General features: G+C 59.2%; 24 protein-coding genes and 5 pseudogenes. 2 read left to right on the top strand and 27 right to left on the bottom strand.

From position 1 onward, the window contains the following. Positions 1-158: 158 nt before the first annotated feature. The 26 genes and pseudogenes from fdxB (EN852_RS33100) to queC form a co-directional block, all read right to left on the bottom strand. A pseudogene (fdxB, locus tag EN852_RS33100) lies at positions 159-475 on the bottom strand (ferredoxin III, nif-specific). After that, the gene (locus tag EN852_RS33095; RefSeq protein WP_063169367.1) at positions 472-675 is read right to left on the bottom strand and encodes a CCE_0567 family metalloprotein; all 204 of its coding nucleotides are present in this window, start codon (positions 673-675) and stop codon (positions 472-474) included. Before EN852_RS33095 ends, fdxB (EN852_RS33100) begins: the two are co-directional and overlap by 4 nt. A gap of 46 nt (positions 676-721) precedes the next feature. After that, positions 722-1,159: a DUF269 domain-containing protein gene (locus tag EN852_RS33090; protein ID WP_126097329.1), complete on the bottom strand. Its 438-nt coding sequence runs from the start codon at positions 1,157-1,159 to the stop codon at positions 722-724. Positions 1,160-1,483: 324 nt separating this feature from the next. Further along, positions 1,484-2,641 carry a TlpA disulfide reductase family protein gene (locus EN852_RS33085; RefSeq protein WP_126080608.1) on the bottom strand — a complete coding sequence of 386 codons (1,158 nt, stop codon included), beginning with the start codon at positions 2,639-2,641 and terminating at the stop codon, positions 1,484-1,486. Positions 2,642-3,238: 597 nt separating this feature from the next. Beyond that, positions 3,239-4,252 carry a 1-aminocyclopropane-1-carboxylate deaminase gene (locus EN852_RS33080; RefSeq protein WP_024505903.1) on the bottom strand — a complete coding sequence of 338 codons (1,014 nt, stop codon included), beginning with the start codon at positions 4,250-4,252 and terminating at the stop codon, positions 3,239-3,241. 236 nt (positions 4,253-4,488) lie between these two features. Then, the gene (locus tag EN852_RS42655; protein ID WP_127394248.1) at positions 4,489-4,680 is read right to left on the bottom strand and encodes an exopolysaccharide production repressor protein; all 192 of its coding nucleotides are present in this window, start codon (positions 4,678-4,680) and stop codon (positions 4,489-4,491) included. Positions 4,681-4,759: 79 nt separating this feature from the next. Continuing rightward, positions 4,760-5,076, bottom strand: a pseudogene (fdxB, locus tag EN852_RS33070) (ferredoxin III, nif-specific). Then, positions 5,073-5,276: a CCE_0567 family metalloprotein gene (locus EN852_RS33065; RefSeq protein ID WP_063169367.1), complete on the bottom strand. Its 204-nt coding sequence runs from the start codon at positions 5,274-5,276 to the stop codon at positions 5,073-5,075. The pseudogene fdxB (EN852_RS33070) and the gene EN852_RS33065 overlap by 4 nt, the downstream one beginning before the upstream one ends. 46 nt (positions 5,277-5,322) lie before the next feature. After that, positions 5,323-5,766: a DUF269 domain-containing protein gene (locus EN852_RS33060; protein ID WP_245458601.1), complete on the bottom strand. Its 444-nt coding sequence runs from the start codon at positions 5,764-5,766 to the stop codon at positions 5,323-5,325. Between the two features lie 320 nt (positions 5,767-6,086). Beyond that, complete coding sequence (locus EN852_RS33055) at positions 6,087-7,232, bottom strand: TlpA disulfide reductase family protein (RefSeq protein WP_063170388.1); 1,146 nt, start codon at positions 7,230-7,232, stop codon at positions 6,087-6,089. A 272-nt stretch (positions 7,233-7,504) separates the two neighbouring features. Beyond that, positions 7,505-7,885, bottom strand: coding sequence for a hypothetical protein (locus tag EN852_RS33050; protein ID WP_126080606.1), 381 nt, complete (start codon positions 7,883-7,885; stop codon positions 7,505-7,507). A gap of 10 nt (positions 7,886-7,895) precedes the next feature. Then, positions 7,896-9,194: a SidA/IucD/PvdA family monooxygenase gene (locus tag EN852_RS33045; RefSeq protein WP_063169368.1), complete on the bottom strand. Its 1,299-nt coding sequence runs from the start codon at positions 9,192-9,194 to the stop codon at positions 7,896-7,898. A gap of 842 nt (positions 9,195-10,036) precedes the next feature. After that, positions 10,037-10,909 (bottom strand): universal stress protein, encoded by an 873-nt coding sequence (locus EN852_RS33040; protein ID WP_127880089.1) that lies wholly within the window; start codon positions 10,907-10,909, stop codon positions 10,037-10,039. Between the two features lie 95 nt (positions 10,910-11,004). Next, positions 11,005-11,820: a response regulator transcription factor gene (locus EN852_RS33035; RefSeq protein ID WP_063169370.1), complete on the bottom strand. Its 816-nt coding sequence runs from the start codon at positions 11,818-11,820 to the stop codon at positions 11,005-11,007. Next, positions 11,817-12,296 carry a NifX-associated nitrogen fixation protein gene (locus EN852_RS33030; RefSeq protein ID WP_024505267.1) on the bottom strand — a complete coding sequence of 160 codons (480 nt, stop codon included), beginning with the start codon at positions 12,294-12,296 and terminating at the stop codon, positions 11,817-11,819. The genes EN852_RS33035 and EN852_RS33030 overlap by 4 nt, the downstream gene beginning before the upstream one ends. Before the next feature lie 16 nt (positions 12,297-12,312). Next, positions 12,313-12,810: a nitrogen fixation protein NifX gene (gene nifX / locus EN852_RS33025; protein ID WP_063169371.1), complete on the bottom strand. Its 498-nt coding sequence runs from the start codon at positions 12,808-12,810 to the stop codon at positions 12,313-12,315. Then, positions 12,807-14,159 carry a nitrogenase iron-molybdenum cofactor biosynthesis protein NifN gene (nifN, locus tag EN852_RS33020; RefSeq protein ID WP_126063827.1) on the bottom strand — a complete coding sequence of 451 codons (1,353 nt, stop codon included), beginning with the start codon at positions 14,157-14,159 and terminating at the stop codon, positions 12,807-12,809. The genes nifX and nifN overlap by 4 nt, the downstream gene beginning before the upstream one ends. A gap of 8 nt (positions 14,160-14,167) precedes the next feature. Beyond that, positions 14,168-15,643 carry a nitrogenase iron-molybdenum cofactor biosynthesis protein NifE gene (nifE, locus tag EN852_RS33015; protein WP_095489376.1) on the bottom strand — a complete coding sequence of 492 codons (1,476 nt, stop codon included), beginning with the start codon at positions 15,641-15,643 and terminating at the stop codon, positions 14,168-14,170. Between the two features lie 61 nt (positions 15,644-15,704). Further along, positions 15,705-17,246, bottom strand: a complete 1,542-nt coding sequence (gene nifK, locus EN852_RS33010) for a nitrogenase molybdenum-iron protein subunit beta (RefSeq protein WP_126063826.1) — start codon at positions 17,244-17,246, stop codon at positions 15,705-15,707. Positions 17,247-17,375: 129 nt separating this feature from the next. Next, on the bottom strand, positions 17,376-18,878 hold the full coding sequence (gene nifD, locus EN852_RS33005; protein ID WP_024505262.1) for a nitrogenase molybdenum-iron protein alpha chain: 1,503 nt from the start codon (positions 18,876-18,878) through the stop codon (positions 17,376-17,378). 87 nt (positions 18,879-18,965) lie between these two features. Beyond that, positions 18,966-19,859: a nitrogenase iron protein gene (nifH, locus tag EN852_RS33000; RefSeq protein ID WP_024505261.1), complete on the bottom strand. Its 894-nt coding sequence runs from the start codon at positions 19,857-19,859 to the stop codon at positions 18,966-18,968. 1,051 nt (positions 19,860-20,910) lie between these two features. Continuing rightward, positions 20,911-21,107, bottom strand: a pseudogene (locus EN852_RS42650) (7-carboxy-7-deazaguanine synthase QueE); the annotation flags it as partial. 160 nt (positions 21,108-21,267) lie between these two features. Further along, positions 21,268-22,020, bottom strand: a complete 753-nt coding sequence (locus EN852_RS32990) for a carbonic anhydrase (RefSeq protein ID WP_126063825.1) — start codon at positions 22,018-22,020, stop codon at positions 21,268-21,270. A 770-nt stretch (positions 22,021-22,790) separates the two neighbouring features. Then, entirely contained in the window at positions 22,791-23,516 is a 726-nt protein-coding gene (queE, locus tag EN852_RS32985) for a 7-carboxy-7-deazaguanine synthase QueE (RefSeq protein ID WP_164752747.1), read from the bottom strand. Positions 23,517-23,521: 5 nt separating this feature from the next. Further along, complete coding sequence (queD, locus tag EN852_RS32980) at positions 23,522-23,878, bottom strand: 6-carboxytetrahydropterin synthase QueD (protein ID WP_126063824.1); 357 nt, start codon at positions 23,876-23,878, stop codon at positions 23,522-23,524. Further along, the gene (gene queC / locus EN852_RS32975; protein ID WP_063170389.1) at positions 23,878-24,576 is read right to left on the bottom strand and encodes a 7-cyano-7-deazaguanine synthase QueC; all 699 of its coding nucleotides are present in this window, start codon (positions 24,574-24,576) and stop codon (positions 23,878-23,880) included. The genes queD and queC overlap by 1 nt, the downstream gene beginning before the upstream one ends. 335 nt (positions 24,577-24,911) lie before the next feature. Here queC and EN852_RS41105 point away from each other — a divergent pair, with 335 nt between their 5' ends. Both EN852_RS41105 and EN852_RS32970 read left to right on the top strand, forming a co-directional pair. Further along, entirely contained in the window at positions 24,912-25,085 is a 174-nt protein-coding gene (locus EN852_RS41105) for a hypothetical protein (protein ID WP_167512160.1), read from the top strand. Continuing rightward, positions 25,069-25,186, top strand: a pseudogene (locus EN852_RS32970) (transposase); the annotation flags it as partial. The gene EN852_RS41105 and the pseudogene EN852_RS32970, both read left to right, overlap by 17 nt. Before the next feature lie 13 nt (positions 25,187-25,199). Here EN852_RS32970 and EN852_RS32965 read toward each other — a convergent pair. Next, positions 25,200-26,406 (bottom strand): annotated as a pseudogene (locus EN852_RS32965) (IS3 family transposase). Positions 26,407-26,464: the final 58 nt, after the last annotated feature.

Raw genomic sequence — 26,464 nt, 5'->3', positions numbered from 1 at the left:
GTCGGCCTGAAGCAGCAGCGAACAGGCCAGCGTCGTGACGACTGCCACACGGAGCGAATCCAAAGCGAAGTAAACCATCGACGCATTGCTGCACAGGACCAGCCCCACGAGCCGACAAAAAGATGAAGTGCAACGCCGTTCTCCTGGTTTTCGCCAGATCATGTTGCGAGCTCGTCGGCCGCAACATGCGTCTGGCAGTTCTTGGGGCAGACGCGGCCGCAGGCTCCGCAGCCGATGCAGCGGCCGGCATCATCGACAACCATGATCATGCGATTGAGCTTGCCGTCGAAATCGTCGTCCTCGTCATCGCAGGGGCCGAGGATTTCACCCGCATCATCAACGCCGTGAAGATGCATGACATCGCGCGAGCAGACCTTGAAACAACGGCAGCAGCCGATGCAGGTTTGCTATCGATGGAGGTCAGGTACGGCGGCATCCAAATGGAGCCGTCACGGGTGGTGAATGTGCGCATCATCCTAAATTCTTCATTGAAGCGAGTTCTCTCTTGGCAACATCCAACTCGGCATAAACGGCTTGGGTTTTCTCGGCGACTTCCTGTATGTCGGCCCACTTGCCCGGCAGACCCTCGACAAGGTCCTGCAATGCCATCTTGGCAATAGCTGCACGCAACTGGAGCTTTCGGACTTTCTTCCTCATCTTATCTAGGTCTGACATAGATCCTTCCTGGAACAATGGTTTTGTTGATGCGCTCCATCTCGGGCTAGGCTTCAATGGCTGCAGTCGCATCGTCGACCAGTTTCGTACCGGCCTCAGCAAGTTTGCGGAAAGTCTCGAAGCCGAACCGGTGGACGTCTCGACAGAACGCCCAACCGCTGGAAGCCCCCACGGGTTTCATTTCTATTGTCGGCGACGTCGACACGCCGGAGCGCTCCTCGATCGCAAGCGCTACGGCGGTGTAAAACATGTCGAGCCTCCACAGCGCGTCAGGATCGGGATCGCCGCCAAAGGGTACCGCACGTTGCTGTTGCTTGGTGATGATGAACTCGGCCAGCAGCTCGGCATCCGAATGGCCTTCCCATAAGCCGAAGGAATCCTGAGTACGAATGAGCCGCAGGAGGCATTTGACGAACGGGGAAGCAAGGGCCTCGTCGTCCTTGTGGACAGCAGGGCCAACCGGAGGAATTTCGTTGTTCGTCATTTCAGTCTTCGTCTTCGAGGTACGATTTCCTTTTCCTGCGATGCCCACTCCGGGTCGGCTTGCGTGGCCGACGAATGGCTTGGGCGGGCCAACCCCAAGAGTGCCCCGTGGCCGACCTCGACATGTCCACGAGTGCGAGACCTGCGGCGCGAATTCGCGGCGCACATTGTCTGCGCCGCGATCCGACCGGTGGTCAACGCAATTGAAATCCAACCTGCCGCAAGCCGCCGCCCTGCTGCATCGACATACTTGCTGCGAAGAGAGCTTCGATGGGCGGATTGGCCAGTGTTCAATTCCAATTGTCAGTCCCTTCGCGATTCTTGCTCAGGAAGTGACTGCGTTTTGAGTTTCGGGTGCCTTCTTTTGCGGAGCCACACAAAGATCCGCGTGACAGGCAGGCTCACCCGTGTAGTTGGCCAGTGCTTCGAGCAATGGGGTAAGATAGTACTGTTTGGTGTGGTCCGGAATTGGCCCCAGCCGGTCCACCGATTTCAGTGCCACCTCGATCAACTCGATTGCGCGATCTTTGTTGCCGCTCTCGTAATAATACTGAGCTACCGGGAGGTACCGGCGGTATTTAAACGGGCCATCGCCGTTCGGGGGATTGAGTGCCAGTATCTGTTCCGAGAGCTCGTTGCCCATCGCAAAGCGCTCCGCGCGCGGAAGATGGGAATTGTCCATCGTGGGATCGAAGAGTTGGTTGAGGGCCAAGGCCATCCACGACACCGCGTCGGACGTTTTGTCGATCGCGTCCTCGACCAATTCTCGCATGACCGGCATGCCGGTCTTGATGTCGCGCAGCTTGTGAAGCAGAAGATCCGCATGAATCTGCCGAAAATCAAAAGAGTCTGGCATCAAGGCGAGGCCTTCTTCGATGGCCAAGAGCGCCGCCGTCCAATTCTCGGCCTGCATCGCCGGCTCAAGTTTGGCGTATATCGGCCCGGTAAGCGACATTTCGCGCGCTGCAAGTTGGTTATGCGCGATGCGCTTTGCATCGGCGGCTTTCGCTTCATAGCTGCTGCGCCAGCTGCCGTTAAGGACTTTCGGCAAAACGTCATCGAGTTCCGCCGGGTGGCCGATAAAAGCGATGTGGCCGTCGCGGTCGACCACGAACGAGGTGGGAATCCCAATCGAAGAGCTGGGATCCATCCAGAGCTTGTTCATTTCGCCAATGTAATCGAACCCGATACGATAATTCAGATTCGGGAACTTCTCGGTCAGCCAGGCATCCACGTTGGTCCGCGCCTCGTCTGCGGTAGGACCCTGTTCGCAGGCGGCAACTCCGACCGCCTCAAATCCGCTGCCTTCATATTTCTCCTGCAGTTCGATCAAATGGGGCATGGCGTCGACACATGGTCCGCACCAAGTCGCCCAAAACTCAACGAGGTAGACCTTGCCGGGCCGAAAGTTCGTGAGGGGCTCGCCACGCAGCCAGTTCTCCACTTTGATCGCAGGAGCCGGGGACCCCATACGCAGTTCCATCTTGGTGTCCAAAGTCATTCCACACCTTTCGTCTCTTTTGTCGCGGAATATTTTCCCGTCAAAATCGGACACGGTCTCGAGGGCATCGCTCCCTCTGGCTTGCTTCAGCGAAGCTCTCACCGTGTTGCCGCACATCAAGCTGCAACGGAGGTGCCAATTCCCTCAGCTCCGGTAAGCGGCGGGAAATGCTTTGAAATTCTCCACGAGGCTAAATGCGGCCGATTGTCGTGAACCCGACATGTCTTCTGCCGCTGTCGGGTTTCGCCCTATCTCTTGAGAGCTTGGACGGCTCGCCTGTGATTAGACTGGCCTCGGTCCTCGAGCAGTGGCAGTTTGGCGCCAGTTCGAAAGCGCGAACTCGCCGGCTTGGTCCTCGTGCCGCCACCGCCGCGTGTGGATTCTTGCCCCGGAGTCAAAATTCGCCTCGCGGTTGCCAACGGCGGCATGCGCTCAATGCGCGTGGCGTTGAGCCCCGACAGCACGTAATGGTACCAATTAGTGGATGCCCGTCGCTGCCTCCACTTCTCCAGCCAAGCGCTCGAACGACGCTACCTACCCACGTTCGAGCGCGACCGCGGAATCGCAGACTGCCGAACGTCAGCCGTTGCGAAAGGTGTAGCCGTACCCGTTGATCGCCGGCGCGCCGCCTAGATGTGCGTAGAGGACCCTCGATCCCTGTGGAAAGAAGCCCCTCTGGACGAGGTCGATCATCCCTTGCATCGATTTGCCCTCGTAAACGGGGTCCGTAATCATGCCCTCGAGCCGCGCGCACAAACGGATTGCCTCTTTGGTTTCCTCCGATGGAACGCCATAACCCGGGTACGCGTAGTCCATGAACAACACCACGTCTGCCTCGACAATTTCCGCTCCGAGGTGGACGAGCTTCGCTGTATTTTGGGCGATGCCGAGCACCTGCGCCTTGGTCTTGGCGGGCATGGCGGAGGCATCGATACCGATCACGTTGCGCTGTCGACCATCCTTGGCGAACCCGACGAGCATGCCGCCGTGGGTTGAACCAGTCACCGTACAGACGACGATATAGTCGAAGGCAAACCCAAGCTGCTCTTCCTGGGCACGCACCTCCTCAGCGAACCCCACATAGCCCAGGCCGCCGTATTTGTGGACAGAGGCGCCGGCAGGTATCGCATATGGCCTGCCGCCCCTTGCCTTGACTTCATAAAGTGCCTTTTCCCAGCTGCGGCGGATGCCGATGTCAAAGCCCTCGTCAACCAGGCGCACCTCTGCCCCCATGATGCGGCTCAAGAGGATATTGCCGACCCGGTCGTAGACAGCATCATCATGTGGGACCCAGCTCTCCTGGACCAGGAGGCATTTCATGCCGATCTTGGCGGCGACCGCAGCGACCATGCGCGTATGGTTGGACTGCACGCCACCGATTGTGACGAGCGTATCGGCATCTGACGCGATCGCGTCGGGCACAATGTATTCGAGCTTGCGCAGCTTGTTTCCGCCGAACGCGAGACCGGAGTTGCAGTCCTCGCGTTTGACGTAGATTTCCACCTTGTCGCCCAGATGCTTGCCGAGGCGGTCGAGCCTCTCGATCGGCGTGGGTCCAAAGGTGAGCGGATAACGTTCGAATTTTTCCAGCATGCTATCTCCAGCAAAAAAGTACCTGAACCGGCTACGCACCGGTCAGCCCAGGGGTATGGTCGCGTGTTAGCCGAACACAGATTCCCTATACGATCAGCTCAGTCATCAGAGGGTGACCAAAATTGGTGTGGGTCTGAGCACTGATCCTGTCATCCGCGCATCAAAGCAGCAGCACATGCTGGGCATTCGACCAAGCCGGGACACAGCTGAAAATTGCATTCCGCAGTTGATCAGAGTCAGACGACTGGTACCCGAGCTTTCCTGTAACCATCGGCATGCTGGCCCCTGTGGCGAGTTCCACGAGCGCGGCTAGAGGACTGCCAGATCAGAAAGAGCACGCGGCCGAAGGAGCCGGCCTGAAGCAGCAGCGAACAGGCCAGCGTCGTGACGACTGCCACACGGAGCGAATCCAAAGCGAAGTAAACCATCGACGCATTGCTGCACAGGACCAGCCCCACGAGCCGACAAAAAGATGAAGTGCACGCCGCTCCCCTGGTTTTCGCCAGATCATGTTGCGAGCTCGTCGGCCGCAACATGCGTCTGGCAGTTCTTGGGGCAGACGCGGCCGCAGGCTCCGCAGCCGATGCAGCGGCCGGCATCATCGACAACCATGATCATGCGATTGAGCTTGCCGTCGAAATCGTCGTCCTCGTCATCGCAGGGGCCGAGGATTTCACCCGCATCATCAACGCCGTGAAGATGCATGACATCGCGCGAGCAGACCTTGAAACAACGGCAGCAGCCGATGCAGGTTTGCTATCGATGGAGGTCAGGTACGGCGGCATCCAAATGGAGCCGTCACGGGTGGTGAATGTGCGCATCATCCTAAATTCTTCATTGAAGCGAGTTCTCTCTTGGCAACATCCAACTCGGCATAAACGGCTTGGGTTTTCTCGGCGACTTCCTGTATGTCGGCCCACTTGCCCGGCAGACCCTCGACAAGGTCCTGCAATGCCATCTTGGCAATAGCTGCACGCAACTGGAGCTTTCGGACTTTCTTCCTCATCTTATCTAGGTCTGACATAGATCCTTCCTGGAACAATGGTTTTGTTGATGCGCTCCATCTCGGGCTAGGCTTCAATGGCTGCAGTCGCATCGTCGACCAGTTTCGTACCGGCCTCAGCAAGTTTGCGGAAAGTCTCGAAGCCGAACCGGTGGACGTCTCGACAGAACGCCCAACCGCCGGAAGCCCCCACGGGTTTCATTTCTATTGTCGGCGACGTCGACACGCCGGAGCGCTCCTCGATCGCAAGCGCTACGGCGGTGTAAAACATGTCGAGCCTCCACAGCGCGTCAGGATCGGGATCGCCGCCAAAGGGTACCGCACGTTGCTGTTGCTTGGTGATGATGAACTCGGCCAGCAGCTCGGCATCCGAATGGCCTTCCCATAAGCCGAAGGAATCCTGAGTACGAATGAGCCGCAGGAGGCATTTGACGAACGGGGAAGCAAGGGCCTCGCCGTCCCCGTGGACAGCAGGGCCAACCGGTTCATGAGGAATTTCGCTTTTCCCCAATTTCAGTACTCCTCTTGAAGGACGATCTCTTTTTCTGCGATGTGTGGTTCGGGCGCTTGCGTGGGCGGGGAATGGCTTGGGCGAGCCGATCCCACGCAACAGTGTCCCGTGGCCGACCTCGAGCACGTCCACCAATGCGAGACCTTTCACCGCGGCGCGAACGCCTGCGCCGCGGTTCGACCCGAGGTAAACGCAATGGAAATTCCACCTGCCGCAAGCCGCGCACTTTTGCGGCATCGACGTTATTGCTGCGAAGTGCGCCTGGGCGGGCGGATTTGCCGGTGTTCAATTCCAATTGTCATGCCCTTCGCGATCCTTGCTCAGGAAGTGACAGCGTTTTGAGTTTCGGAAGTCTTGTTTTGCGGAGCCACACAGAGACCCGCGTGACAGGCAGGCTCACCCGTGTAGTTGGCCAGGGCTTGGAGCAACGAGGTGAGGTAGCGCTGTTTGGTTTGGTCCGGCACTGGCTCCGAATGGTCCAGCGATTTGATTGCCACCTCGATCAACTCGATCGCCCGGTCCTTGTTGCCGCTCTCGTAATAATACTGAGCGACCGGAAAGTAACACCCGAATTTAAAGTCTCCATCGCCTTGCGGAGGATTAAGTTCCAGGATCTGTTCGGAGAGCTCCTTGCCCATCGCAAAGCGATCATCATGCGGAAGATGGGAGTTGTCGATCGTGGGATGGAAGAGTTGGTTCAGCGCCATCACCACCCAAGACATCGCTTCGAACTTTTTGTTGATCGCGTCCTCGACCAATTCGCGCATAAGCGGCAAGCCGGTTTTGATGTCGCGCAGCTTGTGAAGCAGAATATCCGCATGAACCCGCCGAAAATCAAAAGAGTCTGGCATCACGGCGAGGCCTTCTTCGATGGCCAATAGTGCCGCTGCCCAATCCTCGTCCTGCATCGCCGGCCCAAGTTTGGCGTATATCGGCTGACTCAGCGACGATTCGCGCACACGCGAGATTCGCTTTGCATCGACGGCTTTCGCTTCATAGCTGCTGCGCCAGCTGCCGTTAAGGACTTTCGGCAAAACGTCATCGAGAGGTGCCGGGTGGCCGATATAAGCGATGTGGCCGTCGCGGTCGACCACGAACGAGGTGGGAATCCCGAACGAAGAGCTGGGTTCCAGCCAGAGCTTTTTCATTTCGCCAGTGCAATCGAACGCTGTCCGATAATTCAGATTCGGGAACTTCTCGGTCAGCCAGGCATCCACGTTGGTCCGCGCTTCGTCCGCGGTTGCAGCCTTTTCGCAAGCTGCGACTCCGATAATCTCAAATCCGCTGTCTTTATATTTCTCCTGCAGTTCGATCAAATGGGGCATGGCGTGGACACATGGTCGGCACCAAGTCGCCCAAAATTCAACGAGGTAGACCTTGCCGGGCCGAAGGCTCGTGAGGGGCTCGCCACGCAGCCAGTTCTCCACTTTCAGCGCAGGAGCCGGGGACCCCATACGCAGTTCCATCTTGGTGTCCAAAGTCATTCCACACCTTTCGTCTCTTTTGTCGCGGAATATTTTCCAGTCAAAATCGGACACGGTCTCGAGGGCATTGCTCCCTCTCGCTTGCTTCAGCGGAGCTCTCACCGTGTTGCCGCACATCAAGCACGGCAAAGGGCATGCCAACCCTTCTTAGCTTCGGCAAGCGCCGGTACCGCCTTGAATAAGCGAGCCCTAACACGGCCAGCTGACGTTAACCTGAATGTCGGCTTTCGACGGCTCACCTTAGCGGCTGCCGTTTAGGAAGGTGAGAGTTTGGCTGGCCCGCTGGCGATAAGACCGGCTTCGGCGTCCTGGAGTAGTCGCACTTCGGCGATGGGGTCGAAAGTGCGGGAGAGGCTCGGTACCCTTGCAGCCACCGCCGCATGTGGCCCGGCGTCATAATTCGCGTCGCGGTTGCCAACGGCGGCGTTGGGCTCGATCCACGTGGCGTTGAGCCCGACAGCACGTAAAGCTGCATCGTGATTGAATGCCCTTTGCTGTTTCACGCCAAGCAGGAGTCGCGCGACGCTACCTTGCTCAAGCGCGAGCAGAGCGATCTGACGCCGTAGGAATATTGCTCGTCCCGCTTTTGCCGCCAGAGGCGGAAATCTTTCCTGAATGCCACCGCCGATCATCAATATCGACGAATCATATCCCGCTGCCCATTTGTTCGACTCCGAGGTCGGGCCAGCACTCCGTCAAGGGACGGTTGATGAACCCTAGATGCTCGGGATTGGCGCATGGCGCGCGCCGCAGAAGGCTGTCAAGGATGCGGCGCGCTCGCCAGGCCAGCAGCCCAAAGTTCGGATCAGCCAGCCCGCGCTGTCCAAGGCAGGCGTTCTGAACGAAAAGGCGTCGGTCTCGCGGTCCGTCCCAGTACACCGAAAAATCCTCGCCGATGGCGAGCTCATTGCCGATCTGTTCGAGGCGATCTGCGATCGGTTCTAGGAAACCCGGCAGCGGTTTCTCGTACCCGGTGGCCAGGATGACGATATCGGCGGTTACTTCTCCGATGTTGTCCAAGCCGCGTTGCAGCGTGAGCCTGTGCCCTGCTCCGGCATTGATGCAGCGCGACACGTTGCAACTTGGCCGCAATGTGATCTCGCATTGGTGTGGCTCGAGAAAGGCGTGGTGGTAGAGCGCCTGATAGACCGCGCGCAACTTGCTTTCTGAAATGCCCTCGGAGGCAAGCGCGAAACGCCGCAGGAACAGCTGTCGATGCACCTCGCTCATCGCAGCAAAACGATCCGAGAAGCATGGCGTGAACAGCCCGTTTGTGAACGCGTGGTCGTCGAAAGGCATCTCGCGCGTCAAGACCCATGTGATCGCCGCGGGCCGCCGTTCTTTCGGCCGGCCGACAAGGTGCAGTAGCAGCTCGGCTCCCGACTGTCCGCCGCCAACAACGCAGACATGCTTTTTTTGCACCTCAGGATTGATGTGGGCCAACTCAGATGAGTGGAACAGGTTGGGTCCAGTCCAGCCATGAAACTGAGGCGGAATTTGCGCCTGCTTGCCTATGTCGATGACGAGGTTTCTTGCATCAAGGACCGCGTTGTCCGTCCGCACGCGAAACTCGCCGTCAAAGCGGATTTCGCGAACGGCCTCGCCGCCACGGACAAGCGGATTCTTCTGGAACGCCCAGTTGAGATATTGGGCGAACTCGGCTCTAAGCACCCCGTGAAATTGCGCATTGAGGAAATTGTAAAGACGCCCGTTCTCGTGGAGGTAGTTTACGAATGTGTAGGCTGATCGCGGATTGACCAGAGTAACCAGATCCTGGAAGTGGCCGACCTGGAGCTCCGCGCAATCGAAAGCGCTGCCTGGATGTCCTCGGAAATCGACCTCCCGGTCCAGGAACAGTGCCCCTTGCGCAATCTCTTCCTGTATCTGACACGCAAGGCTCAAATTAGATGGTCCAGCACCCACACCAATACAAAAGAGGTCCACTTATCCTTACTCCTCTAGGAGTGTTTTCCAACTCAGCGGCATGTTGACGTCGATTGCCGGGCATTGAGCAATGCGAACCTCACAGGCATGCTTGAGCCGCGGTCCCGACTGAGAGGACAGCAAAAGCGTGTGCCGCCTTCCAGGTCTTGGGCTCAATGTCGGCGGCATCGACAGCGGCGCGGCGTGATCCGAACCCAAGAGCAGAAGGAAAGTGTGTGATGCTGTCGCGCGGCTCTTCCGGATCTTACGGCGGCTTCTAGCGCCGGCCTCCACCCCAGGAGTGGCTGTTTCCCTGCCACGACGGAAGCGGCTCTTTCTTTCGAGGGGCGTAACCATGGATAACGGCTCTTAATGCTTTCGGAGACTCCCATGCATGCGGCGTGCCGGATAAAGACCTGTCAAACCAACGAGTTCGCGCAGTTCCAGCTCGTCTGGAATCCGACATTGTCGCACGCCCGACGATCGGGCAGGGGAAGCTCCGCGGCAGCGGCCCTTGCACACCGCAGGCTGACAGGGACAGCCGCCGATTTGACGCGCGTCCGGGTACTGATAAGGGGCCTTCCAACAGGGTTCGCGCACGAGGCGGGGTCTCCTGGTACACCCGCCCTGTGGCTTGGCTGCGGTCTGCTGCAGCCGTTCGTCTTTACTGCCCGTTGCGGACGATCTCGCACGAGTTGGTTCACGAGAGCGTCGTGAAGCAGTCGAGGCGTCCGGTTTGGCTCTGACAAGCGTCGCAAGATGTTCGCGGATCCAGCCATGTCTCCGCAATCCGACCGGTAACCGACGACGACTTCGGACTGGTTGGCGGTCCTACGACCTGATCGGTGTTCCTACGGAGCTGATCAGCGAGCCAAAAACAGCGGCAATGTGGTCTTCCCAAAGCTCCAGCTCGGCGGACCGCCGAAAATCCGCTCACGCAGCCCACGGCTGCCATAAGCACCCATAACCATCATGTCAGCACAGATGTCGTTCGCGTGCTGGGTCAGCACTGTGCCCGCCGATTTGCCGGCGCTCTTAAGCAGGTCAACGGAGACCCGAGCACCGTGCCGAGTAAGATAGGCAGCGATGTCAGCTCCAGACTGCGCGCCTTTCCCGTTGTTTTGCGCCTTTGGATCGACCATAGCGACACAGACTTCCTTGGCAGCGGATAGGATACTAAGAGCTTCCCGAACCGCACGCGAGGCCTCTACACGCGAATCCCAGCCGACCAGCACGCGTCGAGGCGACAGCGTCGCCTTAACGCCCTTCGGCACGATGAGCACCGGCTTTCCGCTATCGAACAAGCAGCCGTTGACAACAGGAGGTCCGAGAGTCTCATCGTTGAGGAGGTCTCCTCCAACGATCGTCAGGTCAGCGCAGAGCGCCCGCTGTCGTGCCACTTCACCGAGGCTAGCCGGATCGCAATAGTCGGTGTCAACGTCACAGGAAAGCGACATAGCTTTCAGCCTTTTGAGGATATCCGCGGACCGTCTTTCCATTCTGGTCACGTCCTGTGAAAATTTCTCGATTTGCTGAAATCGATAGTTCGGTACTGCAATTGCCTGTGCACGTCCTGTATTCCATTCGGGGGGCGGAGACAACATCAAGAGCAATGGAGGCGGTATAATGAGTACCGATAGGTGCGCGCCGACCTCGGCACACAGTCCGGCAGCTGTTGTGGGGTCCTCATCAGAATGATCAGCACCCGTCACACTGAATATGCTTTTAAATTCCATTTGCCTGCTTCTCCTGGTCTTCGTTAGGAGCGCCTCAAAGCGGCAACACCGCTCTCAGGAGGAAGAGAGAGCGGCACCACGTTCGATCACCGATTTCAGTCGTCCGGCTTCTCGAGCGAGTAGCCGGCCGACCTGACGGTGCGAATGACGCTGCCGGGCAAGGCCGTTTTCAGCGCCCTCCTGATTCGGCTGATATGGACATCGACGGTGCGTGCACCGACATGAATGTTGGGCAGCCAGGCCGCCCCGATAAGCTCGTCCCGGCTGAAGACCTTGCCGGGGGCCTCAATCATAAGCCGCAGCACGTTGAAATCGATCCGTCCGAGATGGATGTCGTGGCCATTACCGCGAACCCGATGGGCATCGAGCTTCATCTCCAGGCCTCCACAACAAATCCAACTGTCGTTTTCAACCCCGTTCGGACCACGCTTGGTCAGCCCGAGCCTCGCCCGCAGGCAGTCGAGCAGCTTGGCCGGAGCCACCGGCCGCACAAAGCTCTCAACGCCTGCCTTCAAGAGATCGAGGTGCTGGTGCTCGGCGCCAGGCGCGATCAGGGCGATGATAGGCAGGTCGGTGGTGCGCGGTTCCCGCTTGAGGTGGGCGCAAATTGCGGACCCGTTTATGCTGGCTGGGTCGCAATCCAGCACTACGGCCTGAAGCTCCCGTTGTTCGGCCAAGGCCAGCGCAGCCTTCGCGCCGTCTGCCGTCTCACTGCTGAAACCGTCAACCTCCAGTATGTGGCTGTAGAGCAGATAGAACTCGGCATCTTGCGAGCAGATCAGGACCAGCGGCTTCTTCATCGGCGATACCCCAACAACCTGGTCGGCCTCGAGTCCCTGGATCGAGGGGACTGGCCAACATAGTTTCTCGGGTCCGTCATGATGGCCTTTCTCGAAAATCGCGCCCATCATGCCAGCGCCACGTGGGGAAAGGTTTCGATGACTGAAATCGCATCGTCGACCAGCTTCGTACCGGCCGTGGCGAGCTTCAGGAGCGTCTCGAAGCCAAACCGGTGGACATCGCGCAGCGTTTTGGACAAAACGACCAGCCGTCCGGTCGTGAAAAGCACCCGACCAAAACCCTCATGGCTCACCTGGATCATCGGCGATGCCATAAGGCCGCAGCGCTCCTCGATCGCAAGCCCGATGGCGGCGTAGTACTTGTCGAGCCTCCACAGCACGTCGGGATCGGGATCTCCGATGATTGGGATCCCTCGGCGCTGTTCCTTGGTAATGATGAAGTCGCCCAGCAGCTCAGCGTCCGCTTTGCGTTCCCACGAGCCATAGGAATCCTGAGAACGGATCAGCCGCACGAGGCATTTGACGAACGGGGTGCAAAGAGCCGCCTCGTCTTCGGCGACAGCTGGGGGGATTGCGGGGTCAGGCATTGGCGTCCTCCTCTTTTCAGTCCTCGTCCTCGAAGGACGGTTTCTTTTCGGCAATGCCCGCTCGCGCCAGCACCTTGCGCAGCCAAGGCGGAGGACACGTCCTGAGCATCATCTGCGTGCGCAAGAGCACCTGTGGGATCGATTGGGGCTCCGCCACTTTGATCGGGTGGATTTTTGCCGCGACAAGCTTGGCTGCCGAAGGGCCGCCAATTGCCAGACAAAACAGGATCTGACAGCCCTTGAGCGCATCCACCTTTGGCGTGATGCGATCATCGCGCTCGGCCCGATGCTCCCCGCTTTCATCGGACACGTCATCGAAGGCCACGGCTTCTACGAGATTCCATTCCTCGCGCGTCACGTCGTAGACAGCAAAGCGCCTGGCCGACCCGAAATGGGCGTTGAGGTCCTGCATGTCCTGAGTGGCGATCGCAACGCGCAATGCGCCCTTACGTCGTTCAGGCATCGGGGCGAAAACCTCACTACTGACCAGCGAGAGGCGGCGAACAGCGTTCATCGTGATATTTCTCGATTACGGAGTGGATCAAGCGCCTCAGGAGTGGGCGCGTGTTGGTTGGCCTGGAAGATGCTGGCGACCTCGAAGATCATGTCGCGGGTGCCCTGATAGAGAATTGCGAGCTTGTGCTGGCTGCCTAGTCGATCGAAGACCGGGAACCCGATGCGCATGAGCGGAATTCGGAGCCGCTCCGATGCTTGGCGCCCGTGCGAATGCGTGACAAGCAGGTCAGCACCGACGGCAAGACTTTCCAGATCGCCGAGATCGCCGATCTGAACCGAAACCGCCGGGACTTTCTCGAGAATTTTAGACCTGTCGGTCGTTGTGACGGCCGCGGCTATCTCGGAGCCGAGGCCAGCAAAGAAGGTCGCAAGTTGGAACAGCTGGTCTGGTTCGGCAGCGATGGCAATTTTCTTGCCGCCGAAATGGAAATGTCCGTCGAGCATCGCGTCCTGCAATTGCGCCCGGCGCCGGCGCACGCGGGCCGGTACCGCCGCGCCCGAAATCGCAGACAGCAGCGACACGAAGCGGTCCGTGTCCTGCAGCCCAGTCAGTGACTGGAACAACACGTAAGGCACGCCGGTCAACCCGTGCAGCGCTTTCGCCGGGCGGCGCATGTGCTCACCGATGGCGATGCATTGCATGGCCGTGCCCAACTCGCGAATGTCTTCGACGCTGGTGCCGCCGTATGTGGTCGCTACCCAGCGGTCAGGAACCGTACCGTCGAGCGAGCCTGAAATGTCGGGCAGAATAACCGGCTTGAGCCCAAAGCTTTCAACCATGTCCCGCATATGCTCGATGTCGGCGATAGAGAGGTTGCATCCGGGCAGGATTGCGATCTTCTTCGGGTGCCGCGCCCGTTCGCCCGAGCGCGTAATCCCTTCGATCATTGCGGTGACTGCCTTGGCCCAGCCCTCTTCGATCGCGCCGTCAAAATCCGGCGTGTTGGCCAGCACGACCTCCGTACCCGCAAGCTGTTGCGTGTGCTTCCGCATGATGTTGGCAATATCACCCGCGCAATCTTCGCCACGCGTCTCCACCAGCGCGGTCGTGCACACCCCGATCAGCGTTGGCTTCGTGCGGTTCTTGAGGTTGAGGATCGCCTCTTCCAGATGGTCGGCTGCGCCGAGGATGGTCGCCACCTCATCCATCGCCGTAGTCTGCAAGGGAATCGCTTCTTTAAAGTGCCGCACGAAGAGAACGAGCGCAAAGCTTGTGCAGCCTTGGCTGCCGTGGAACAGCGGCATCGCACCGTCGACGCCAAGAAAGGCAAAGGCGGCACCCAGCGGCTGCGACGACTTCAGCGGGTTGACTGCCGCCGATTTGCTCTGGGGAAGGATGCGGGCCATCGGTCGCCTCAACACTCGTGTGCCGTCGCGCAGGCGAATTCATCAAACAGGTACGCGGTCTCGTTCCTCGTGCACGGCAATTCGCCTATCAGCTCAGGCTGGCAATCCCACGGGGCCGGCTGGCGCACCTGAGACCAGATCGGATTGTGAATGGCGAGGTCGATCTGGCGTACGAGTTCCACCATGCCGTCATAGCCGGCATAAGGATGCTGGCGCTCCTGGTTGATATCGAGCCAGGGCGTCTTGGCCTTGAGCGCAATGAATTGCGTGCGACCGCCCGACAGCATGATATCGGCCCTGTGTTCAGAGAGCATGGCGTACAGCTCGCTCGCAGCCATGGATTCGAACATGTGCTTGTCGTGCTTGAGAACTTGTTTGATGCGCTCCTTGTCCTGCACCGTAGATTTCTTGATCGAGGTGCCGACGATCTCGATTCCGATCTCCATCAGCGCATGGACAACCGACCAGGACTTCACACCGCCTGTGTTGAGCAGCACGCGCTTGCCTTGGAGCCTTTGCCGGTAGGATTCGAGTTTCTTCCACGCGATCGCCTCCTGCTGCGCGATCAGCGTCTCTGTGCGCTCGAGGATCTCCGGATCGGCGCCCTTCCTCACCAGCAGCCTGACAAGGTTTCGAAGAGCTTGCGATGTGTCGGAGATGCCATAGAAGGAGCCCTCGAAGAACGGGATGTCCCAGCGCTCCTCCATCTTGCGGGCAAGACTGATCAGCGCGGTCGAGCACACCATCATTGCCGCCCGGGCGCGGTGCGCGGAAGCAATGTCGCGGTAACGCGCATCGCCGGGAATGCAGGCGCGCACCCGGATCCCGAGCCGATCGAGGAGCGGCTTTACAAGCCAGAATTCGCCCGAGAGGTTGAATTCGCCAAGGATGTTGATGTCGTAGGGTCCGGGGTCGTCGGGTTCGACCGTGCCGATGACATGATCGAGCAACGCCTCGGCGGCGAGCTTATTGCCGAGGTTCTTGGAGCCTGCCAGGCCAGGCGCATTGATCGGCACCACGGCCAAACCGAACTTTTCCGTGGCGCGTTTGCACACGGCCTCGATGTCGTCACCGATCAGCGCCGTTACGCAAGTCGAGTAGACGAAGATCGCCGGCGGCGCGTATGTGTGCTTGATCTCGCGGATCGCCTTGAAGAGTTTCCGCTCGCCCTGCCCCATCACAAGGTCGAGTTCGGTGAGGTCGGTCGTGAAGCTTGTCCGCCACAAGGTCGGCCCTGACGAAACCGCACCACGGTTGTCCCAAGAATTGCCCTCGCAGGCGAGCGGCGCATGGACCAGATGCGCAACGTCGGTGATCGGCTGCAGGACGATCTTGGCTCCGTCAAAGGCGCAGCCGCCGGCTGCCGCCCCTGGTGTCAGCGACTTCGAGCAGCCCTCCTTGCGCGCCTTGGCATCTTTGCCACGGTTCTTATCGCAGGCGGGCTCATCGAAGGCGTCCTTGATTTTGGCGCTGAGGGAGGACATTGCTCAGCCTCCCCAGTCCATTGGGCAAGGAATGGCCTCGGCGAAAAGCCGGCCACGGCTCTTAGCGCGTGAGGTCATAGGAATAATCCGTCACACCCGTCTCGCTCGTCTCGCGATCGAGTTTGTCGAAGATCTTGTCGAGGATCGTCGTCAGCACGCGCAACGCTCCCTGGTAGCCAAAGAGCGCAAAGCGGTGATGATGGTGCCGATCGAAGATCGGAAACATCAGCCGGATCAGCGGTGTTCCGGTGTCGCGCTCCAGGTACTTGCCGTAGGAATTGCCGATCAAAAGGTCCACCGGCTCGGTAAAGAGCAGTGAGCGCAGCGCCCACAGGTCCTTGCCCGCCCAAACCTGGGCAGCCTTGCCGAAAGGCGAGGATGCTAGCAGCTTCTTCAAATCGGCTTCCCATGCCGAGGTGCCATTGGTGGCGAGGCAATGGGTTGGCTCGCCGCCGGTCTCCATGACAAAGCGGGCCATTGCGTGAACGAAGTCGGGATCACCGTAGATGGCGTATTTCTTACCATGCAACCAGGATTGGCTGTCCGCCATGGCGTCTACCAGTCGGCCGCGCTCGAGGCGAATTGCCTCGGGAATCTCCTTGCCGGAAATCGCCGCGACCTCCATCAGGAATTCGTCCGTCGCCTGAACGCCGAGCGGATAGTGGAACGAGGCCGTCGCCTGCCCGACCTCCTCGCAATAGCCCAGTGTCTTTCGGGTGTTGTGATGCTGCAGCGAAAGCGTTGCCTCGGCGTTGAGGGCCTTCTTCACCTCGTTGATCTTCGTGCCCCCGTCATACATGCGGTATTCACCGTCCGAAGGCGTATCGAACTGGTCAGAGGCATCCTGGATCAATGTATAGGACACGCCCATTACATCGAGCAGGCGCTTGAGCTCCCGGTTGTTGCCGACGCAGAAGCCGTCGAAGCCCGGAATGATGTTGATGGTTCCTTCGATTTGCGTACGCTCCTGACCTTTCCAGAAGTGCTCCAAAATGCCTTTGACCATGTTGTCATAGCCGTCGACATGACTGCCAACGAAGGCCGGGGTGTGGGCAAAGGGCACGTCGAAGTCGCGCGGGACTGAATCTTCGTCCTTGGCGTTCTGGATGAAGCTGTGCAGGTCGTCGCCAATGACCTCTGCCATACAGGTCGTCGACACGGCAATCATCTTGGGGTCGTAGAGCTGGTAGGTGTTGGCGAGCCCGTCGACCATGTTCTTCAGGCCGCCAAACACCGCCGCATCCTCGGTCATTGAGGAGGAGACCGCCGCGGCAGGCTCCTTGAAATGGCGCGACAGGTGCGAGCGGTAATAGGCGACGCAACCTTGGCTGCCGTGGACGAAGGACATGGTTCGCTCGAAGCCGGCGGCAGCGAATACCGCACCCAGCGGCTGGCAGGCCTTGGCCGGGTTCACGACAAGCGCTTTGCGGGCGAGGTTCTTTTCGCGGTATTCCCACGTCTGGGTGAAATCGCGCTGATCGGAAATGATTTCATCGGGGTGCGGACATTCGAAGTTTAGCTTCTTCTCAGCGAGCATCTTTCTGTATTCCGGCTCGCGGAACAGGGGAGCGTGATCGAGAATTTTTTCAGCCGACTGCGGCATGATGATTACCTCTTTTGCATCTGGCTGCGCGGGACGGCAGCTCAGGACGTCAAGACGTTCCAGGCTCCGGCGGATCAGAGGCCGCGGGAGTTCACCGTCTCAGTGGGAGACTGGGGCTGAAGCAAATGTTTATTCGGCAGCCATCGCCCGCTCATCGCCCCGGCTTCTTTTCCAAGGCGCGTGGAATAGGTCCCAGACCGGGTTGTTAATGGCGAGATCCACATCACGTGCGAAAATGGCAAAGCCATCGTAGCCGTGATACGGGCCTGAATAATCCCAGGAATGCATCTGGCGGAACGGTATGCCCATCTTCTGCACCGGGTATTTTTCTTTGATTCCCGAGCCGACCAGATTTGGGCGAATCCCTTCGATGAATTTCTCCAACTCATAGCCGGTCACGTCATCGTAGATCAGCGTGCCGTTCTTCACGTAGTGGCCGGTGCGCTGATAGTCGTCGCTGTGGGCGAATTCATAGCCGGTGCCCACGATGACCATGCCGAGGTCCTCGTAGGCCGTGACGACGTGGCGGGGGCGCAGGCCGCCCACATAGAGCATCACGGTATTTCCTTCCAGGCGCGACAGGTACTTGGCGATGACCGCATCAACAAGCGGCCTGTACTTGGCAATGACCTTTTCGGTCTTCTCCTCGATTTCCGGCCCAAAATGCTTGGCTATGTTGCGCAGAGAGGCTTCGATCTGGGAGGGACCGAAGAAATTGTACTCCATCCAGGCGACGCCATACTTTTCCTCCATATGCCGACAGATGTAATTCATCGACCGGTAGCAGTGGATAAGATTGAGCTTAGCCTTCGGGGCGCGCTCGATCTCTGCGAGTGTGGCGTCACCCGACCAGTTGCCAACCACGCGCAGCCCTATCTCCTCAAGCAGTATGCGCGAGGCCCAGGCATCGCCGCCGATATTGTAGTCGCCGATGACGTTGACGTCGTAGGGGCCGGCCTCGAACTTGACATCCTTTTTGTCGAAGACCCAATCCCGGATTGCATCATTGGCGATGTGGTGGCCAAGCGACTGCGAGACGCCGCGGAAGCCCTCGCAGCGTACCGGCACGATCGTCTTGTCATACTCCTTGGTCTTTTTGCGAGAAACGGCCTCGGTGTCATCGCCAATCAGGCCGATAGGGCATTCGGACTGCACGGTGATGCCGTTGTTGAGCGGAAACAAGACTTCAATCTCGTCAATGATCTGTTCCAGCTTCTTGTCGCCGCCGAAGACGATGTCCTTCTCCTGGAAATCGGAGGTGAACTGCATTGTCCCGAACGTGTCGACGCCCGTTGTACCGACGTAGTAGTTGCGGCGCTGCGACCAAGAATATTGGCCGCAGCCGACCGGGCCGTGCGAGATATGGACCATATCCTTGACTGGCCCCCACACCACGCCTTTCGAACCAGCATATGCACAGCCGCGAATCGTCATCACCCCGGGAATGGACTTGATGTTCGATTTGACGTCGCATTCGGAAAGGACCTCGCTTTCCCCGCCAGCCTCGTTGCCGCTCTTTGCGACGTTGAGGTGCTTCTTGCGGCGCTTCGCCGCCTTGTCGGGATAATGCGACAGCACCTCTTCGATAAGCTTCGCATGAAGAGCACCGTCATTCTCGTATTCCCGGCTCATGAGTCCCCCTTTCAAGGTTGGGTGACGCCTCAAAGAATAGGCGCCGTTCTCTGCAAGGCGCGCCGATTCATGGCAGCGCTAATGTCACTACTGGGCCGCCGCCTTCGCCGCTTCCTTGGAGTGAAGCTCGGCAAGCATCTGCTCGTCGGTCTTCATGATGCCGAAGTCGAGCAGCATCTCCTCCAGCTCCTCCATGGTGATCGGCGTCGGGATCGTACCCTGGCCCGAATTGGCGTGGATCTTCTCGGCCAGAGCGCGGTATTCCCCTGCCTGCTTTGAGTCCGGCGCGTACTGGATCACCGACATCTTCCTGAGTTCGGCATGTTGGACGATGTTGTCGCGGGGCACGAAGTGGATGAGCTTGGAATTCAATCGGCCAGCCAGTGCTTCGGCCAGATCGAGTTCGCGGTCGGTTTGACGTTCATTGCAGATCAGCCCGCCCAGCCGCACACCGCCCGAATGGGCATATTTGAGGATGCCCTTGGCGATGTTGTTGGCGGCATAGAGCGCCATCATCTCGCCGGACATGACGATATAGATCTCCTGGGCCTTGCCTTCGCGGATCGGCATGGCGAAGCCGCCGCATACCACGTCGCCGAGGACGTCATAGGAGACATAATCGACATCGTCATAAGCGCCATTCTCCTCGAGGAAATTGATCGAGGTGATGACGCCGCGGCCGGCGCAACCGACACCCGGCTCGGGGCCGCCGGACTCCACGCACTTGATGCCTCTGTAGCCCACCTTGAGCACGTCCTGGAGTTCGAGGTCTTCCACCGAACCTTCCTGTGCGGCGAGATCCAGGACGGTATCCTGAGCTTTCGAATTCAGGATCAAGCGTGTGGAATCGGCTTTGGGGTCGCATCCTACGATGAGGATTCTCTGCCCGAGGTCGACAAGGGCAGCGAGCGTATTTTGGGACGTGGTGGACTTGCCGATGCCGCCTTTTCCGTAAAAGGCGATCTGACGCAGACCTGACATAATAGCTTTCCTTCCTTCGTTCTAATCATCGCGACTGCCCGCGACACAAGTGCCGATAGGCAGCTCGTGCCGCCTCACACCAAGCATCGCAAAAAGCGTACCAGCGTGATCGGCCGATCCCAGAAAAAACTTTGTCATTAAATTCCAGCCGCTTAGACGGCGGCAAAACGCGCGAACGGGCCTTTCAGGCGTCTGTCACGGACACGACAAAGCCGACACAGATTGTCGTGCGCCATCCAAACCGCCGTGTGTCGAGCTCGAAGCGGGAGAATGGGGAAGTTAGCCCAAAGCTGATGGCGAGACCATCGGAAGACATCGGCTCTTGTCTTTCCAGCCTGCCATTGATCGGGCGGTCGCTGGATGAGCAGGAGCCTGGGGCTTGACCGCGGCGCGGGTAGTTCAGGCAGGCTTACAGAGCGGGAACGCCGGCGGCCGATAGACATCCGCGCTTAACCTTTCATAGCCCGTCTACAAGTTGGTTCCGCCGACGCGCTATATGGAAGCCAAATAATTCAGTAGCTTAGCCGAGAGCATTGATTTTTTCAGAAAGATACGTGTTATACGCGTACGAACCGCCGAACCCATGGTCGGCGCCCTCATGCGCGTGAGACCCCGTTGTGGGCGAGGCTCGCGACTGGCTGCACGATCCTAGCCGGCCTGCTTGCCATTGAGTTTGGTCCCGCCGCGGTAGGCTGCGGCATCAAGGGCAACATCAGCTACAACACTGGCAAGAAGATTATCACGTTCTTGGACAGGAATCTTACTGGGAGACACGCATCAACAGGCGGGCGGGCGGGCTTCGAGAGGTTAGTGTCGCGGCAGCTTGCAGATCTGCCCACGGGGCCGCCACGATCGCAAAGTGTGTACAAAAGCGCCCTCTCTGCCGAACTGAACAGTGCTCACGGCCATAGCCTCGGATGAGCCCGACTGGCTTGACCTCTGCATGATGAGAGCAGCTTTTACACCAGGTGCGCAGCACATGTCTTTAACGAACGCATCGTCTTCAAGAATATAGAGAGCAATTCGGAAAACCGAGTAGTTGGCGGCGAAGCTAGGAGAAGGTATACACCACCCTCTTGTTACCCCAGAGTAGAACGTGCAGCTGCGGCAAGACGCGGGCTTCGAACCACCTGTCGCTGGTCACCTTTTCTACCAGCGATTCCATGCGCATCATATTCCGTCGGACTCGACAGAGACGTCTTCATTACCACGGCGGGGCGGCGTGTGATTGCCGGGTTGCAGACAAACCTCGCCGCGACGTCTTTGGGACGAGTGGTGTCGGCACCGAATCCCTATCATTTAGACTAGCCAGCTTGGGGAGCGCCGTCAGACCGCCAGACCGGAAGAGGAGGCTTCGCGCCAACTTGTGCCAAGAATGTTGGACCGTGCGGAACCGCTGGGGCGGCGCTCAACTCTGGCGCAGGATGAAGCGTCGATTGGGTGAATGAATAGGGCGCGCGTTCGACGGGTAGAGGGAGGCAAATCGCTGGATGTCTGCCGGATCAACGTCAACCGGTTCCATCGCCACCATCCACTCGACGTTTTCGGTGCACGGCGGCGTCGTCAGTGAGCCCTCATAAGTCCAATAGCCAAGCGAGGCTGGCAGAAGCCAGTTGGGATTCACCTCGTCGATCGTCACCTCCCCATTCGGCAGTTCGGGAAAGGCCGCAGCAAGGGCAGCAAAGCTGGCATTTGTCGCGCCGGGCGTTAAAAAGACGCCCAGCACGCCCAGAGTACCACTTTGCGTGTCCTTGTGAACGAAATGCACCTCCATCGGGAAGCTCTTGCCCGCCACGTGATGTTCGCTTGGCGCATGGAAATGGAACTGTACCAGTTCGTAGACACGATCGCTGCGGGTCAGCGTGCTGCCTTGTGGCATATTGATTTGAATGGTGTGGCCGTTGTTCACCATATTGCCGCCGCCCTTGTGCCAGCCGATGGCGATATGCGGGATATCCGCCTTGACCGCGCTGTTGATATTGATCGGCGATTGCTGCGTGCCGGCAGAGCATACGAAATTTTCCTTATCCAGATCAGCCCAGTGCTCCGGTCCGACCGGACCGGTGTACCCCCAATGGGCACTGGTCGCTTGGGCGGCTTGAACGCAAATCCGGCATGCGCCGAGCGCAACCAACCCTTTGATCAGGTGACGACGATACATATTACTTTTGCTCCTCTTGCGAACTGATGTTGGTGGCTGCCCTAATGGACGCGTGATGGCCAATCGGCGCGGCCAGTATTGTCCTTTGCAACTGATAGATGCCCGCATGCCTTGGCGTGCTTTCATAAGTGCGGCTGCCGTTTCTCGGCTGGCCGGCTTCTGCAGCCCGCAACGGGAGCAGTTTCAACCAGCTAAACGATAAAAAATTTGAGCAGACCAGCGCTTGACCCCCGCCGCAAAGGCACAGGCGAAGGTGATCACTGCGCGGCTGCCGTTCGCGCCGGAGGCCGCATCGCTATACTTTACACTCGCTGCCCAAGGAGACGCAGGCGACCCTAATACGTTTTCATCGCTACTCCCGACGCAGCCGACCCACGCCACGAAAACGTTGCTATATTTCACGTTGGGCCAGTGAGGAAATCGATCTTCTTTATGGAAGGCATTTGCGCAATGGATGCATTCCCATGCTGACAGTCGTGCGTCAGGCCGGACAATGAGATACATCGATAAGAGCTGGACAAGGATGAGGGGATGACGTGCTTGCGACGGAGCAGGTGGGGCGAGAAGGCCAGTTCTTGCGGATTTCAACTTTGCGTGACGACAGCTCATCGGAGTCAAGGTGACACACGCCGGCAGCGGGGTGTCCGGGCGGTTTCCAGCCGCACAATCGCGAGACCGCTGACGCGAACAAAGCTCGGCTGTACTCGGCACGCGAAGAGAGCCTGCCAAGCCGTTGGAGCCCGGCCTTCCGGTGCGACGCAAGCCGCAGACTAGACCGCCCTCTTGTTACCCCAAAGCAGAACGTGCAGCTGCGGCAACACGCGGGCTTCGAACCACCTGTCGCTAGTCACCCTTTCGACAAGCCATTCCATTCGCATCATTATTCCGTCCAAGTCGACAGAGGCGTCTTCACTGCCAGGGCGCGGCGGCGTGTGATTGCCGGGTTGCAGATAGATCGGAAGGTGCGGATATCTCGCCGCGACTTCTTTGGCGTAGGCATAGTCACTCTCGTCGAAAACGACGAGCTTGAGCACGATTTGCGGCTTCTCTTGCGCCGCTTCGAGGCATGCATCAAACGCAGCCCAACGGGTGGTCATCTCGCTGGACGGCGGCTTTGGGCTAAGGGTCAGCACGTCAAGATCCGCAAACCACTCCCTCACCACGGAACCCTGCGTTTCCAGTGCAAAACGATAGCCCTCGCGATGGCCGCGTTCTATGAGGGGACCGAACGGCTGAATGGCCGGGTTGCCGCCTGACAAGGAGACCATAACCGGCCTGCCGCCGGAAAGCGCATGGACGGTTTGCCACACGGCATCGATCGGCATCGGTAGCCATTCATGGCGATACTGATTGTCCACCGCGTGAAGGCTGTCGCACCATGAACAGCGATAATCACATCCGCCGGTTCTGATGAACACCGTCGGCAAGCCGATGAGCACGCCCTCGCCCTGGATAGTCGGCCCGAATATCTCGCTCACACGGATTGCGGGATGCATGTCGGTCACGGACGGTATTCCGCCCAAGTTTTCGGTGTTTCGCTAACGCGCACGGCCGCGGTCTGCGGCAGACGTGCCTTGCACCATTCATAGAAATGTCTGGCCAGGCATTCCGCCGTGACCTTCTCATGTCCCAGCACGTCGTTGAGGTGCCGATGGTCGAAGCTCTCGTCAATGTAGCGTTTGAGCGGCGCCAGATCGTGATAGTCGCGCACGAAGCCGTGGGCGTCCAGTTCCTTGGCCGACAGCTCCACTACGACGACATAGTTATGCCCGTGCAGGCGCGCGCATTGATGGTTGGGAGGCAAGGAGGTGAGCTGATGCGAGGCCGAGAAGTGGAATTCCTTGGTGATGTGGAACATTACGCGCGCCTCCTGCGCAGCGCCTCAAGCCAGAAATCGGCGTCCTCGTAGTCGGTGGGATCAGCGTGCCCGGCGAGATGGAACGCTTCGCGCCGCTCGACGCAGGTCCCGCATCGTCCGCAGTGACGCACGCCGCCCTTGTAACAGGACCAGGTCTCAGCAAACGGGGTGCCGTATCTTGCGCCATCCGCAACAATGTCAGCTTTTCCGAGATTCACATACGGTGCATAGAGGCGTATCTGCGCATAGCCGTCGAGCGCGCGGTCTTGCATTGTCTGGAAAGCTTCAATGAAGGCCGGACGGCAATCGGGATAGATGAAATGGTCCCCACCATGCACGGCCGCCGCCACCGCTTCGGCGCTGTGGGCGGCGGCGAGACCGAAGGCGATTGCCAACATGATGGCATTGCGGTTCGGCACCACCGTAATCTTCATCGTGTCTTCGGCGTAGTGGCCGTCCGGCACGTCGATACTGCTAGTCAGCGCTGAGCCGGAAAGGCCACGGCCAATTTCGCCGATGTCGATGATCTGGTGCGGGACCTTCAGTCGCTGCGCGCAAAGAGCGGCGAAGCCCAATTCCTTCCTGTGCCGTTGGCCATAGTCGAAAGATAGAAGGCCGGTGAGTTCGTGCTCCGCTGCCACCATGTGAGCAAGGGAAACGGAGTCCAATCCGCCAGAGCAGACGGCGAGAGTCTTCATCATTGGTATCCTTGTTTTGACCGGGTAAGGCTGCGACCGGAGATTTCTCTGCGCCCCCACTACTCCAGCGACTCAGTTTTGTGAACCGGGAGAATTTGCGCTCAGCCCGATTGGAACGGGAGTGCGTCGCGTCCAACACGCGTGATCAATAAAAGTTGAGCGCTTCAGCAGTTTGTTTCGCATCGCGCCAACTTTCGCAATCTGCTGTCGGATCGTCGACTTCGAGACAAGGTGATGTTCGGCCGACATCGGCTGACTCTTAATTAAGCCGCAGAACACATGTTGGCTTTCTGGCCTTCGCTTGTGCGGTTGGCACGACAATTGACATTCTAATTGTGGGGCGGCACACCCCGCCAGCCGAAAGTGGCAGTGAGCTCCTTCAGGCGCAGGTTGATGTGCTGATTATTCGGCGATTTTCCGATCTCGAACCAGAAAGCGAGGGCGACATGGATGCCAGCAAATTTGACATTGGCGACATCCGCCTGGAGAACCCTGCGCGGCGCGATTGAGGCCGCAGGCGAGCCTGCTCTACCTGCCGCCCTACAGTCCCGACTTCAATCCGATTGAGAACGCCTTCGCCCAACCTAAGGCGCTGCTGCGAGCAAAGGCCGACCATCAAGGCTCTATGGGACTGACGTTGCCCCAGCAGTTTTGAGTTCGTTTCCGGCGTGGGTTGTGCCCTGCTGGGCGGGTGAAGCGACGGGCGCTGGCGCGGAGCCTTTGGCATAGCGCAGCGCGAGCGACCGTCGCGGATTGAAGGTGCTGGCGAACTTGGCCGGGGTCTGCCAGGCGATTTGGGAGTGCGGCCGCGCGGTGTTGTAGTCGGCGTGCCACAGGGCGATGGCTACGCGCGCCTGAGCCAGCGAGGTGAACAGCGTCTCGTTGAGCAGTTCATCGCGCAGTCGGCCGTTGAAGCTCTCGATGAAGCCATTCTGCATCGGCTTGCCGGGCGCAATGTAATGCCATTCGACGCGGTTCTGATCCGCCCAGGAGAGGATGGCGTTCGAGGTGAACTCGCTGCCATTGTCGCTGACGATCATCCTGGGCCGGCCGCGCTAGTGATGAGCCGGTCCAATTCGCGGGCAACCCGCATGCCCGAGAGAGACGTATCAACGATGAGTGCCAGGCACTGTCTCGTGCAGTCGTCGACGACGGCCAGGATGCGGAAGCGGCGCCCGTCGGTGAGCTGGTCCGATACGAAGTCGAGCGACCAGCACTCGTCGGGCCTCAGCGGCACCAGCATTGGCGCCCTGGTCCCGATCGCCCGCTTGCGGCCGCCACGGCGGCGAACGGCGAGCTTCTCCTCCCGATAGAGCCGGAACAGCTTCTTGTGGTTCACGACCAGGCCCTCCCGCCTCAGCATCACGAGAAGACGCCGGTAGCCGAACCGGCGACGCTCCTGCGCGATCGCCTTCATCCGCTCGCGAACCTCCCGGTCGTCCGGCCTGCTGGTCTGGTAGCGAACCGTCATGCGGCAACAGCCGATGGCTTTACACGCCCGCCGTTTGCTCATCCCGAAGCCTTCCTTCAGGCGAGCGACAGCTTTCCGCTTGGCGGCGGGCGTCACCATTTCTTTCCCACAAGGTCCTTCAACGCGGCATTGTCGAGCATGGCGTCGGCCAGAAGCCGCTTCAGGCGCGTGTTCTCGTCCTCCAGCCCTTCAGGTCGCCGAGCCTCGGTGACATCCATCCCGCCGAAGCGGGCCTTCCAATTGTAGATCGAGGCGTCGCTGACCCCGTGCTTGCGGCACAGATCGCCAACCGATACCCCGGCCTCGTGTTTCTTCAAAATTCCGATGATCTGCTCTTCAGAGAAGCGGCTGCGTTTCATGTCCTGATCCTCTGGATGGGCCAGAACGAACTTCAAACCGGATTAGATCAGAGGGGCA

Source organism: Mesorhizobium sp. M2E.F.Ca.ET.209.01.1.1 (assembly GCF_004010375.2).
Taxonomy (GTDB): Bacteria; Pseudomonadota; Alphaproteobacteria; order Rhizobiales; family Rhizobiaceae; genus Mesorhizobium.
The sequence above is the reverse complement of the archived record's forward strand: the minus strand, read 5'-3'. Positions and strand labels throughout refer to the sequence as shown.

Bases quoted from the DNA above. Each gene is read 5' to 3' on its own strand.
- nifH (WP_024505261.1), bottom strand. From the start codon at position 19,859: ATGTCAGGTCTGCGTCAGATCGCCTTTTACGGAAAAGGCGGCATCGGC.
- nifN (WP_126063827.1), bottom strand. From the start codon at position 14,159: ATGGCCCGCATCCTTCCCCAGAGCAAATCGGCGGCAGTCAACCCGCTG.
- queE (WP_164752747.1), bottom strand. From the start codon at position 23,516: ATGCATCCCGCAATCCGTGTGAGCGAGATATTCGGGCCGACTATCCAG.
- queC (WP_063170389.1), bottom strand. From the start codon at position 24,576: ATGAAGACTCTCGCCGTCTGCTCTGGCGGATTGGACTCCGTTTCCCTT.
- EN852_RS42655 (WP_127394248.1), bottom strand. From the start codon at position 4,680: ATGGTTTACTTCGCTTTGGATTCGCTCCGTGTGGCAGTCGTCACGACG.
- EN852_RS33055 (WP_063170388.1), bottom strand. From the start codon at position 7,232: ATGGAACTGCGTATGGGGTCCCCGGCTCCTGCGCTGAAAGTGGAGAAC.
- nifX (WP_063169371.1), bottom strand. From the start codon at position 12,810: ATGAACGCTGTTCGCCGCCTCTCGCTGGTCAGTAGTGAGGTTTTCGCC.
- queD (WP_126063824.1), bottom strand. From the start codon at position 23,878: ATGTTCCACATCACCAAGGAATTCCACTTCTCGGCCTCGCATCAGCTC.
- nifE (WP_095489376.1), bottom strand. From the start codon at position 15,643: ATGTCCTCCCTCAGCGCCAAAATCAAGGACGCCTTCGATGAGCCCGCC.
- EN852_RS33040 (WP_127880089.1), bottom strand. From the start codon at position 10,909: ATGGAATTTAAAAGCATATTCAGTGTGACGGGTGCTGATCATTCTGAT.
- EN852_RS33090 (WP_126097329.1), bottom strand. From the start codon at position 1,159: ATGACGAACAACGAAATTCCTCCGGTTGGCCCTGCTGTCCACAAGGAC.
- EN852_RS33035 (WP_063169370.1), bottom strand. From the start codon at position 11,820: ATGATGGGCGCGATTTTCGAGAAAGGCCATCATGACGGACCCGAGAAA.
- EN852_RS32990 (WP_126063825.1), bottom strand. From the start codon at position 22,020: ATGTATCGTCGTCACCTGATCAAAGGGTTGGTTGCGCTCGGCGCATGC.
- EN852_RS33080 (WP_024505903.1), bottom strand. From the start codon at position 4,252: ATGCTGGAAAAATTCGAACGTTATCCGCTCACCTTTGGACCCACGCCG.
- nifD (WP_024505262.1), bottom strand. From the start codon at position 18,878: ATGAGCCGGGAATACGAGAATGACGGTGCTCTTCATGCGAAGCTTATC.
- nifK (WP_126063826.1), bottom strand. From the start codon at position 17,246: ATGCCGCAGTCGGCTGAAAAAATTCTCGATCACGCTCCCCTGTTCCGC.
- EN852_RS33065 (WP_063169367.1), bottom strand. From the start codon at position 5,276: ATGTCAGACCTAGATAAGATGAGGAAGAAAGTCCGAAAGCTCCAGTTG.
- EN852_RS33030 (WP_024505267.1), bottom strand. From the start codon at position 12,296: ATGCCTGACCCCGCAATCCCCCCAGCTGTCGCCGAAGACGAGGCGGCT.
- EN852_RS33085 (WP_126080608.1), bottom strand. From the start codon at position 2,641: ATGGAACTGCGTATGGGGTCCCCGGCTCCTGCGATCAAAGTGGAGAAC.
- EN852_RS33095 (WP_063169367.1), bottom strand. From the start codon at position 675: ATGTCAGACCTAGATAAGATGAGGAAGAAAGTCCGAAAGCTCCAGTTG.